This is a genomic window from Mesorhizobium sp. M1004, assembly GCF_040318795.1.
GTDB lineage: Bacteria > Pseudomonadota > Alphaproteobacteria > Rhizobiales > Rhizobiaceae > Mesorhizobium.
Genome location: NZ_JAMYNB010000006.1, coordinates 256470 through 266797, shown reverse-complemented (window position 1 = coordinate 266797; position 10328 = coordinate 256470). Strand labels below are relative to the sequence as shown.

Genomic DNA, 10328 nt, shown 5'->3' with positions numbered 1-10328 from the left:
AGCGGCTGCCATGGCGCGCGCAGCTAAAAACCCGCGTGTGAGGTTCTGGCCTCCCTTTCTCGGACATAACCTATTGTTTTTACGGTATTTTCCACTCGGCGTGTGGGTGATAGATGCGATAGTGGAAAAAACATAGCAACTTATTGTTAATTAAGAGTTTTCCACTATGTTAACTTGATCCTGGCTTAAGAGTGGAAAACGATGCTGAGAGAGTTGACCGGCGAGCAGCGGCGCCAACTCATAGATACGCAACAGGTCTACGAGGCCTGGCAGCGTGCTGATGACCAGCGCCAAAGGCGCTTTGCAGGCAGCATGCGCTGGGTTGAGCGCAGCGGTGCTGAATACCTGCTGCGGAAGGTCCGGCAGGTCGAGAATTCACTCGGGCCGAAAAGCAGCCAGACGGAGAAGGCGTTCGCTGCGTTTTCCGAGGGCAGGGTGCAGAACAAGGATCTGCTGGCAGGTCTGGCCGATCGCCTGAACGGCCTGGCGAAAGTCAATGTGGCAATGGGGTTGGGCAGGGTACCGGCCATCGCCGCACGGATATTGCGGCGGTGCGCCGAAACAGACCCGCTGGGCAAGCAGTTGCTGGTCGTCGGCACGAATGCGCTGTTCGCTTACGAGGCTCTGGCGGGCGTCCAGATCACCAGCGGTCCCACGGCAACCGGCGACATCGACCTGCTCTTCGATTCCCGACGCCGCATCAGCTTCGTGACCGGCGAGAGGGTAAGCCAGTCCGGCCTGATAGGCGTGTTGCGTAAAGTGGACAGGTCCTTCAAGCCGCTCCAGCCCCGGGCCTTCAGGGCAGCGAACCGTGATGGCTATCTGGTCGACCTGATCCGTCCGCGGGCAAGACATGTCCTCAAGGACAACGCCACTACCTCGATTACACAGCTTGCCGACGACCTCGACAGCGCACCCATGGAGGGGCTGCAATGGCTCATCAACGCCCCGAAGGTGGAGGCTGTGGCGATCGATGAGCGTGGCTATCCCGTAAGCATACCGACGGTCGACCCTCGAATGTTCGCTCTGCACAAGGCTTGGCTGGCCACGCGGCCTGATCGGTCTGCGGTCAAGGCAATGAGAGATCGTGAACAGGCGGAAGCGGCTGCACGCATTGCCACGGGCTATCTTGCGCTTCCGCTGGACAGCGAGCATCTCAAAGGGCTTCCGGGGGCACTGCTGGACGCTGCGGCCGCAACGCTCTCTCTGCCTGGCCCGAGCGGCTTTTCCGAAGACTCTCCAATTGAGCCCGACTGGTAGCGGCCGCGCTAGCACGCCATGCTACGAAAATAGCATTCTCGCCTCGCGAAATGTGATGCTACGGTTCCCGGCGCACCCAGGGCGGAGGGGTTGCCAAGAGGAGAAGTGGCGGGCGCTGGCCCGGATTTCAGCGAGAACCGGACGGAGTTGTTGAACCATTGCAAGGCCGCCGCGTTTTCCAGCGTCGGCCACAAGGGAGGAACCACCTGTGAAAGCATCCTATCTCGTCTCAGCCGTGCTGCTTGCGGCGACTGCGATGCCGGCGGCGGCCGGCGAAATTTCCGACGGCAAGGTCAAGATCGGCATCCTCAACGACCAGTCGGGCGTCTATGCCGATTTCGGCGGCAAATGGTCGGTCGAGGCCGCCAAGATGGCGGTCGAGGATTTTGGCGGCAAGGTGCAGGGCGCGCCGATCGAGATCGTCAACGCCGATCACCAGAACAAGCCCGACATTGCCTCCAACATTGCGCGCCAGTGGTACGACACCGAACAGGTCGACGCGATCATGGAACTGACGACATCCTCGGTGGCGCTCGCCGTCCAGGGGTTGTCCAAGGAAAAGAAGAAGATCGACATCGTTACCGGAGCGGCATCGGCCGACCTGACCGGCAAGCAATGCTCGCCCTATGGTTTCCACTGGGCTTACGATACCCACTCGCAGGCGGTCGGCACCGGCGGCGCGCTTGTGCAGCAGGGCGGCGACAGCTGGTATTTCATCACCGTCGACTATGCCTTCGGCTATTCGCTGAAGGAGCAGACCTCAAAGGTTGTTGAGGCAAGCGGCGGCAAAGTGCTGGGCGAGGTGCGTTACCCCTTGGGATCGACGGATTATTCCTCCTTCCTGCTGCAGGCGCAGTCCTCCGGCGCCAAGGTTATCGGCCTTGCCAATGCCGGCCTCGACACCTCCAATACCATCAAGCAGGCGGCCGAGTTCGGCATCGTCGCCGGCGGCCAGCGGCTGGCAGCACTTCTGTTCACGCTTGCCGAGGTGCACGGCCTCGGCCTGCAGGCGGCGCAGGGCGTGGTGCTCACCGAAGGGTTTTACTGGGACCGCGACGACAAGAGCCGCGACTTCGCCGGGCGCTTCTTCAAGCGCACCAACCGCATGCCCAACATGATCCAGGCCGGCACCTATTCGGCGGTGCTGCAATATCTCAAGGCCATCGACAAGGCCGGCACCGACGAAACCGAGGCGGTCGCCAAGCAACTCCATGAAATGCCCGTCGACGACATCATCAACGCCAACGGCAAGGTACAGGCCGACGGCTCGATGGTGCACGACATGTATCTCTATCAGGTCAAGAAGCCCGAGGAGTCGAAGAAGGACTGGGACTACTACACCTACCTTGCGACCATTCCGGGCGACAAGGCCTTCATCAAGGCCGAAGACAGCGGCTGCCCGCTCGTCACCAAGTGACGCTGGCGCAAGCCGTAGCCGTCCAGCCGGACGGTGCCGAAATCAAGCCGCGGGTGGTGCTCTCCGCCCGCGGCCTGCGGCGCGACTTTGCCGGTTTCATCGCCGTCAACAATGTCGACCTCGACGTCCATCACGGCCAGATCCATGCGCTGATCGGGCCGAACGGCGCCGGCAAGACGACGATCTTCAACCTCTTGACCAAGTTCCTGCAGCCGAGCAGCGGCAGGATCGAACTGTTGGGCAACGACATCACCCGCACCGCGCCGGCCAGGGTGGCGCGCATGGGTCTCGTCCGCTCGTTCCAGATATCGGCGATCTTTCCGCATCTGAGCGTGCTCGACAATGTCCGCGTCGCCTTGCAGCGGCCGAGCGGGCTCGGCTTCCAGTTCTGGCGCTCGCTGGCCGCGCTTGACCAACTGACGCCACGGGCGCGCGAACTGCTTGCCGTCGTCGGTCTCGACGATGTCGCGCATCGTCCGGCCGGCGATCTCTCCTATGGCCGAAAGCGCGTGCTCGAGATCGCCACCACGCTGGCGCTCGACCCGAAAGTGCTGCTGCTCGACGAGCCGATGGCCGGCATGGGGCACGAGGATGTCGGCGTCATTTCCGGCATCATCCGCTCGCTGGCAACGGACCGCGCCGTGCTGATGGTCGAGCACAATCTCACCGTCGTCGCCGACCTTTGCGACTGGATCACCGTCATGCAGCGCGGCCAGGTGCTCGCCGCCGGCGACTACGCAACGGTGAGCAACGATGAGCGCGTCAGGGTCGCCTACATGGGGACCGAGCAGGGGGACCGAGCATGAGTGAGCCGCTGCTTGCCGTGCGCGATCTCCATGCCTGGTATGGCGAGGGCCATGCGCTGCATGGCGTCAACCTCGACGTTTTTCGCGGTGAGACCGTGACGCTGCTCGGCCGCAACGGTGTCGGCAAGACCACAACGCTGCGCGCCATCATGGGGCTGGTCCGCAAGCGCAGCGGCAGCGTCGCCTTCGACGGCAGCGACCTGATGCGCCTGCCGCTGCATCGTGTTGCCCATCGCGGCATCGGCTTCGTGCCGGAGGAACGCGGCATCTTCGCCACGCTCACCGTCGACGAAAACCTGATCCTGCCGCCGGTGGTGGCCAAGGGCGGCATGAGCGTCGAGGAAATCTTCGATCTCTTTCCCAACCTCAAGGAGCGCCGCAACAGCCCCGGCACCAAACTCTCCGGCGGCGAACAGCAGATGCTGGCCATCGCCCGCATCCTGCGGACGGGCGTGCAGATGCTGCTGCTCGACGAGCCGACCGAGGGCCTGGCGCCGGTCATCGTCCAGCGCATCGGCGAACTGCTGGCGACCTTGAAAAAGCGCGGCATGACCATCCTGCTCGTCGAGCAGAATTTCCGCTTCGCTGCCCGCATCGCCGACCGCTTCTACCTGATGGAGCATGGCAAGGTGATGGAGGGTTTTGCCGTAAGCGAGCTTTCCGCTCACACGCAACAGCTGCACGAGGTGCTGGGGGTATGATGACGACAGCCCACGGCAGTATCCCCACCCCGCTGCTGCGCAGCGACCCTCCCCACAAGGGGGAGGGTGGAGGGCCACCGCCCTACCTCCCCCTTGTGGGGAGGTCGGACCGAAGGTCCGGGTGGGGGTACGTGCCGCACAGACGCATCCCGCTTGCAACACCCTCGGTGACGGCGCCATGACCATGATCTTCGGCATCCCCGTCCAGGCCTTGCTCGGCCAGATGCTGGTCGGGCTGATCAACGGCTCCTTCTACGCCATGCTGAGCCTCGGCCTGGCCGTCATCTTCGGCCTGCTGCGCATCATCAATTTCGCCCATGGCGCACTCTATATGCTCGGCGCCTTCATCGGTTACCTGCTGCTCGTCCATCTCGGCATCGGCTACTGGCCGGCGCTGCTCCTGGTTCCGCTCATAGTTGGAGTCTTCGGCATGGCGGTCGAGCGCGTGGCGCTGTCGCGGCTCTACCGCCTGGATCCGCTCTACGGGCTGCTGTTCACCTTCGGCCTGGCGCTGGTCATCGAAGGCGTGTTCCGTTTCTACTACGGCGTGTCGGGCAACCCTTATGCCGTTCCGGCGCAGCTTGCCGGCGGCACCAATCTCGGCTTCATGTTCCTGCCCAACTATCGCGGCTGGGTGGTGGTGGCCTCGCTCATTATCTGCATCGGCACCTGGCTCCTGATCGAAAAGACCAGGCTCGGCTCCTATCTGCGCGCCGCGACCGAGAATCCGGAGCTGGTGCAGGCCTTCGGCGTCAACGTGCCGCTGCTGCTGACGCTCACCTATGGGCTCGGCGCGGCGCTCGCCGGCCTTGCCGGTATTCTCGCCGCGCCCGTCTACCAGGTCAGTCCGCTGATGGGCTCCGATATCATCATCGTCGTCTTTGCCGTCGTTGTGGTCGGCGGCATGGGTTCGATTCTTGGGGCCATCGTCACCGGCTATATGCTCGGCCTCGCCGAGGGCCTGACCAAGGTGTTCTATCCCGAGGCGTCGAACCTCGTCGTCTTCGTCATCATGGCGGTCGTGCTGCTCCTGCGCCCCGCCGGCCTGTTCGGAAGGGACGCCTGAGATGAGCGAGGCAACCCTTCACCAACAGCGCACCGCCGCCTCCGTGCGGCTGGAGCGGGTATTGCTGGCATTGGCCATACTGGCGCTGATAGCCGCGCCCTTCTTCGTCTATCCGATCTTCCTGATGAAGATGCTGTGCTTCGCGCTGTTTGCCTGCGCCTTCAACCTGCTGCTCGGCTACACCGGGCTGTTGTCGTTCGGCCACGCCACCTTCTACGGCGCCGCCGCCTATTTCTGCGCCTACGCCGTCAAGGCATGGGGCTGGCCGCCCGAGGCCGGCATCCTGCTCGGCACCGCCGGAGCGGCCGTGCTCGGCCTGGTCATGGGCTTCCTCGCCATCCGCCGGCAAGGCATCTATTTCTCGATGATCACGCTGGCGCTGGCGCAGATGTTTTATTTCTTCTGCGTCCAGGCGCCGTTCACCGAAGGCGAGGACGGCATACAGGGCGTGCCGCGCGGGCATCTGTTCGGCATCGTCGATCTCAACGTCACGCTCAACATGTATTTCGTCGTGCTTGCCGTCTTCCTCATCGGCGTCTTCGCCGTCTGGCGCATCGTCAACTCGCCCTTCGGCATGATCCTGCGTTCGATCCGCGAGAACGAGAACCGCGCCATCTCGCTGGGCTATTCGGTCGGCCGCTACAAGCTCGCCGCCTTCGTCATGTCGGCAGCCCTTGCTGGGCTTGCCGGCGCCACCAAGGCGATCGTCTTCCAGTTCGCGACGCTGACCGACGTCACCTGGCAGATGTCGGGCGAGGTGATCCTGATGACACTGCTCGGCGGCATCGGCACCATGGTCGGTCCTGTAGTCGGCGCCGGCCTGGTAGTCGGGCTGGAAAACACCCTCGCCACCTCCGGCTTCCCGGTGACCATCGCCACCGGCCTGATCTTCATGATCTGCGTGCTGGTCTTTCGCCGCGGCATCGTCGGCGAGATTTACGCGCGCTGGCTGGCGCCGGCCAACGGCGAGGAGGGCCGCGATCAATAGGTGATGGTCACCACCACCGTGTCGGTGTAGACGCCGGCCGAGGGCGTCGTCTGCGGCGGCACGCGGCCATAGACGGTGAGCGCCTGGGCCGTACCGGTTCCGGTGCCGGCCACCGTGCTTCCCGGCGTTCCGGCATCACCCCAGGGCTGCGCGCGCGCAATGTCCTTGTAGAGGCCGTAGGTGACCCGCTCGCCGCCCTTCGACATTTTGCGATTGGTCGGCGTGCCGCCTGTCGTGCCGCCATTCAGGGAGACCGTATAGGCGGTCGACGGCGTGCAGGTGACCGAGACCTGGCCGGTGGCATCGGCATTGGCGTCGAGCACGCCCTTGGAGCCGAAATCGATGTTCTGGGTGGCGACCAGGCAGTTTGCCGCGACCGTGGCGTTGATGGTGAAGGTCGGACTGGTGCCCAAGTTGCCCGCGCCGGTGTTGCAGCTGCTGCTCAACAGGGTTGTCCGGGAGCGGAACTCGAGTTGCCCGCCCGAAAATGTCGACAGATAAGTGCCCGGCGGAACGGTCGCCTGGCCGCCGGGAACCCGGCCATAGAGCGTCAGGGTGTCGATTGAGTTGCCGAAGAGATTGGGGCTCAGCAGCAGCGGTGGCGGGCGCGAGGCATAGGCCCAGTTATAGGTGCCCCAGACAACGCTCATTGCGGGGTCCGAATAGAGTTGATAGTTGAGGCTGTTGACGCCGCTCGCCATCTGCCGGGCCGCCGCCGAGGTTGCACCGCCGGTGCCGGCGGCAATATGCGGACAGACCAGGACGGGCAGCAGCAATGGCAAACTGCCGCTGCAAGTCGCGGTGAAGGTGGCTGTCGATGTCGCCGCGGTGCCCGACAGCGTGTCGATGAGGCCGAAATTCAAACTGGTGACGGTGTAACTGCAGCTCTGCGCCCGGGCGAGCGACGGGAGCAGCACCAGCAGCAGGGCGATGATTACGGCGCGCAGCATTTTTCCTCCAGCTCTCATTGGCACACCACGTTCCCGATCACCACTTGCCGGCCGCGCGCCGCCTCGAAGGGAAACTCTGCCCGGCATGAACCGCCGTCAGCGCGCTCGACCTGCACTGAATTCTGCTTGCCGAGGCCCTTGATGTAGGCCTGCCCGTCATAGCCGACGACAAAGTCTTCAGTGCCGCCATCGACGCGTCCCGACAGTCCGGCTTCGAGCGGCGTTCCGCTCGAGTCGACCAGCGTCACCAGCGCGGCCTGCGCCGCCTCGGACACGCCGAACTTCAGCACGACGCCGTTGCGGTCGGCTGGGACGACGGTCTCCTTGGTAGCCGGGACATCCGCGTCGACTGGTAGATTCTTCGGGTCGATGGAGACCGTGTTCAGCTCATAGGAGTTGAGCCCGGTGACCAGGATGCGGCCTTTGCTGTCGGTCCTGCCTACAGGCCGGTTCTGATGCAAGACCTCGACATCAGGCGTGCCGACATCGACGACGGCAAAGGCATCGTCGATGCGGTTGGTGGCGAACACCCCGCCGCCTGCGACCGCAATGGCGCCGTCCATCTGGCCGGTCACGCGAAAGTCCTTGTCGAATTGCTGGGCGCCGGCCTCGAAACGCGCAAACGGCGCGCGGTAGCTGACAGCTGCCGAACGATTGGGGACCTCGCCCTCCGAGGTGCGCAGCCGCCAGCCGATGCTGCCGTCCTCGGCCCGCTCCGATTTGGCGAGGTCGGCAGTGACATTGAGGCCGTCAGGGCCTTGCTCGACGCCTGTCGACGCCGAGATGTCGTCGTTGAACGGGATCGAAATCCCGGCGAACACGCCATAGCTGCTGTCGTCGTCGAGATCGGCGAAGGCGGTGGCATAGAGCGTGCTGCGCTTGAAGATCGCCTGGCTGTAGGACAGGCCGACGATCTGGCTGTTTTCGCCCTCGGCGCTCTTCAAATGCGTATAGGACAGGTTGAAGCTGGAGAAATCGATCGGCATCGGCACGCTGAGCGTCACCTGGTCGACCGCGCGCGGCACGCCGGCGCTGAAACGGGTGAAGTCGTCGGGGTCGAGAACCGGCTCCGCCGTCATCGAGGCGATGTCTTCATAGCCGCCAAAGGCCCGCTGCATGTGGGCGTTGATCGCCCAGCCGTCATAGCCGAATTCGACACTGGCATCGACCAGCGAGCCGGTGCGCCGGTCATGATGGCTGCCGGCGACCGCCAGCGAAGCCGCGCCATATGCCCCGAGCGGGAAGGCAGCACCTATGCCGCCATTGATCAGATCGGCGCCGCCCTCGGCATGGGCTTCCAATGTCAGCCGGTCGGTCACGCCGTAACGCGCGCTGGCGACCCCTATGACGCGGCCGTCATAATCGTCGGAGGAGATGCCGAAATTGCGCCGCGCCATCCCTGCCTCGACGGAAAAGTCGAGCAGTCCCTGGCGCAGCAGCATGCTGGAGGCATAGAACGGCAAGGTGGCCGTGGTCTCGCGGCCGAGGCTGTCGCGCAGCACCACCTGCGCCTGTCCGGCGCCCGTGAACACCGGCAGATTGGTGACCTGGAACGGCCCGGGCTGGATGTCGCCGGAATAGGTGCGCACGTTCTGCGTATAGACCTCGAGCGTCGACGGCACCGCCGCCGTGCCGCCGAAGGAGGGCAGCGGCAGCGTCACCAGGTCCGATCGCAGGTGGAAGTTGCGTTGCGCCTGGATGCCGCCGAGATAGACCGGACGCGTCCACGACAATCCACCGGAGATGAAGTCGCCGGCGCGGTAGGTCATCAGCCGGTCGGGGTCGGAATAGCTCCATGTCGTGTTGAGCCGCGTGAAGCCGCCCAGCCTGCCGTCGGAATAGCCGGCGATGAAGGATTGGCTGAGCGTTCCATAGGGGCTGAACACGCGCGCATCGAAGCCGCCGGAAACGCCTTGGAACAGCTCGACGTCCTTGTCGAACAATGTGTTGGAGCTGGCAAACAGCGAATAGTTGAGAACCGCGCCCAAGCCCGATTGCGGCGCCGGCCGGTCCTGCAAGCGCAAGCCGAGATCCACCATGCGCGCCTCGCGGCTGTCATTGGCGGCGGTGACGTAGAGGCGCTGGGCTACCTCATCGATCCGAAACGAAACGTCGGCCAACTGGTCGAGCCTGACCAGGCCGCCGGCGTCGGCTATGTCCTCCGGCGGTTTCAGGCCGACCTCCTTCAGCTCTTGGGGCGCCGCCGCCAGCCCACCATCCGGCATCTCGATAAAATTGCCGACCAGCTTGGTCGAAACGTCGTTGATGAACACCTCGAGATAGAGGCTGCGGCCCGCTGGCAAAACGGAAGCCGGCTGTTCGAGGTTCGTCACGGCCGGAAATTCCTGCGAACGCACCGCCAAGCAAGGTGTGAAAGTCGCAACCGCGACGATGACAGCGACGCTACTTGCCCTTGACGGCAACGTTGGCATCGAAGGGTCCAAGATCGCTCTGTGCCTTCAAAAGCACGGAGCCCGCGGACAGTGATTTGCCGCTGCCGATCGGCCACTGCATGGTCGCGCCGCCCAGCACATAACCGACGAGCCCGTTTCGGTTGCCGAGCTTTTTGCCGTTCTGGGTCAGGGATAGGTTGGACAAGCGGAGACGACTTTCACCGGTATTGCTGGCTGTCAGCACAAGACTGCCGCCCTTGCGCGAAACACTCCAGGCGACTGCCGGCGCGGCGGCATCGGCGTCGCGGAAAAACACCGGGACCGAATAGCGCAGCGCGAGCGCGACCGTACCGGCCTTCTTGCGCGACGGGTCGGGTAACTCGTCGACGATGACGCGGTAGCTTTCCTCGGCCCGCACCGGCGCCTTGCTGACGCGCACGACGCGAACCACGTATTGGGCATTGGGTCCGAGTTTGGTCGATGGCGGGCTGGCGACGACGTCCGTAGTCGGCGTCAGCTGCTCGATCCCGCCAGCCTGGCTCCAGGCGAAGACGCGTATCTGCACATTGATCGGCCGCTTGGGGTCATCGTTGCTGAGGTTGAGAACCGCCGAGGCGTCGGGCGAGATCAGCTCGAGACCTGTCGGCGCCACCCTGAGCGAAGCGGCTTGTGAGAGACCGGCGCACAGCAACAGAACAGCCGTGGCTCCGATGCATGAAAGCATGGATCGCATGATCGTCCTCGTGT

9 protein-coding genes are annotated in these 10328 nt (G+C 64.1%); 6 read left to right on the top strand and 3 right to left on the bottom strand.

What is annotated here, in order from left to right; translation table 11 throughout:
• Positions 1-201 precede the first annotated feature (201 nt).
• From NKH54_RS15255 to NKH54_RS15230, 6 genes are all read left to right on the top strand, one after another.
• Complete coding sequence (locus NKH54_RS15255) at positions 202-1260, top strand: GSU2403 family nucleotidyltransferase fold protein (RefSeq protein WP_353028489.1); 1059 nt, start codon at positions 202-204, stop codon at positions 1258-1260.
• Between the two features lie 208 nt (positions 1261-1468).
• Positions 1469-2677 carry an ABC transporter substrate-binding protein gene (locus NKH54_RS15250; protein ID WP_023824475.1) on the top strand — a complete coding sequence of 403 codons (1209 nt, stop codon included), beginning with the start codon at positions 1469-1471 and terminating at the stop codon, positions 2675-2677.
• Positions 2674-3483 (top strand): ABC transporter ATP-binding protein, encoded by an 810-nt coding sequence (locus tag NKH54_RS15245; RefSeq protein WP_352807511.1) that lies wholly within the window; start codon positions 2674-2676, stop codon positions 3481-3483. The genes NKH54_RS15250 and NKH54_RS15245 overlap by 4 nt, the downstream gene beginning before the upstream one ends.
• Entirely contained in the window at positions 3480-4184 is a 705-nt protein-coding gene (locus NKH54_RS15240; RefSeq protein ID WP_352807514.1) for an ABC transporter ATP-binding protein, read from the top strand. The genes NKH54_RS15245 and NKH54_RS15240 overlap by 4 nt, the downstream gene beginning before the upstream one ends.
• A gap of 178 nt (positions 4185-4362) precedes the next feature.
• On the top strand, positions 4363-5250 hold the full coding sequence (locus NKH54_RS15235) for a branched-chain amino acid ABC transporter permease (RefSeq protein ID WP_023671423.1): 888 nt from the start codon (positions 4363-4365) through the stop codon (positions 5248-5250).
• Position 5251: 1 nt separating this feature from the next.
• Positions 5252-6238: a branched-chain amino acid ABC transporter permease gene (locus NKH54_RS15230; protein WP_023689850.1), complete on the top strand. Its 987-nt coding sequence runs from the start codon at positions 5252-5254 to the stop codon at positions 6236-6238.
• Here the strand turns inward: NKH54_RS15230 and NKH54_RS15225 are convergent.
• From NKH54_RS15225 to NKH54_RS15215, 3 genes are read right to left on the bottom strand one after another with little or no spacing between them, the layout of a single operon-like run.
• Positions 6232-7188 (bottom strand): Csu type fimbrial protein, encoded by a 957-nt coding sequence (locus NKH54_RS15225; RefSeq protein ID WP_023689851.1) that lies wholly within the window; start codon positions 7186-7188, stop codon positions 6232-6234. The two genes, NKH54_RS15230 and NKH54_RS15225, sit on opposite strands and share 7 nt — an antisense overlap.
• A gap of 14 nt (positions 7189-7202) precedes the next feature.
• A complete protein-coding gene (locus NKH54_RS15220) occupies positions 7203-9620 on the bottom strand; it encodes a fimbria/pilus outer membrane usher protein (RefSeq protein ID WP_023756419.1) in 2418 nt (805 codons plus the stop codon).
• Positions 9592-10314 (bottom strand): fimbrial biogenesis chaperone, encoded by a 723-nt coding sequence (locus NKH54_RS15215; RefSeq protein WP_023730420.1) that lies wholly within the window; start codon positions 10312-10314, stop codon positions 9592-9594. Before NKH54_RS15215 ends, NKH54_RS15220 begins: the two co-directional genes overlap by 29 nt.
• Between the last annotated feature and the right edge of the window lie 14 nt (positions 10315-10328).

What these genes read in the sequence shown, in the direction of transcription:
- NKH54_RS15255 (WP_353028489.1), top strand. Translation starts at nt 202, where the DNA reads ATGCTGAGAGAGTTGACCGGCGAGCAGCGGCGCCAACTCATAGATACG.
- NKH54_RS15240 (WP_352807514.1), top strand. Translation starts at nt 3,480, where the DNA reads ATGAGTGAGCCGCTGCTTGCCGTGCGCGATCTCCATGCCTGGTATGGC.
- NKH54_RS15235 (WP_023671423.1), top strand. Translation starts at nt 4,363, where the DNA reads ATGACCATGATCTTCGGCATCCCCGTCCAGGCCTTGCTCGGCCAGATG.
- NKH54_RS15230 (WP_023689850.1), top strand. Translation starts at nt 5,252, where the DNA reads ATGAGCGAGGCAACCCTTCACCAACAGCGCACCGCCGCCTCCGTGCGG.
- NKH54_RS15225 (WP_023689851.1), bottom strand. Translation starts at nt 7,188, where the DNA reads ATGCTGCGCGCCGTAATCATCGCCCTGCTGCTGGTGCTGCTCCCGTCG.
- NKH54_RS15220 (WP_023756419.1), bottom strand. Translation starts at nt 9,620, where the DNA reads ATGCCAACGTTGCCGTCAAGGGCAAGTAGCGTCGCTGTCATCGTCGCG.
- NKH54_RS15215 (WP_023730420.1), bottom strand. Translation starts at nt 10,314, where the DNA reads ATGCGATCCATGCTTTCATGCATCGGAGCCACGGCTGTTCTGTTGCTG.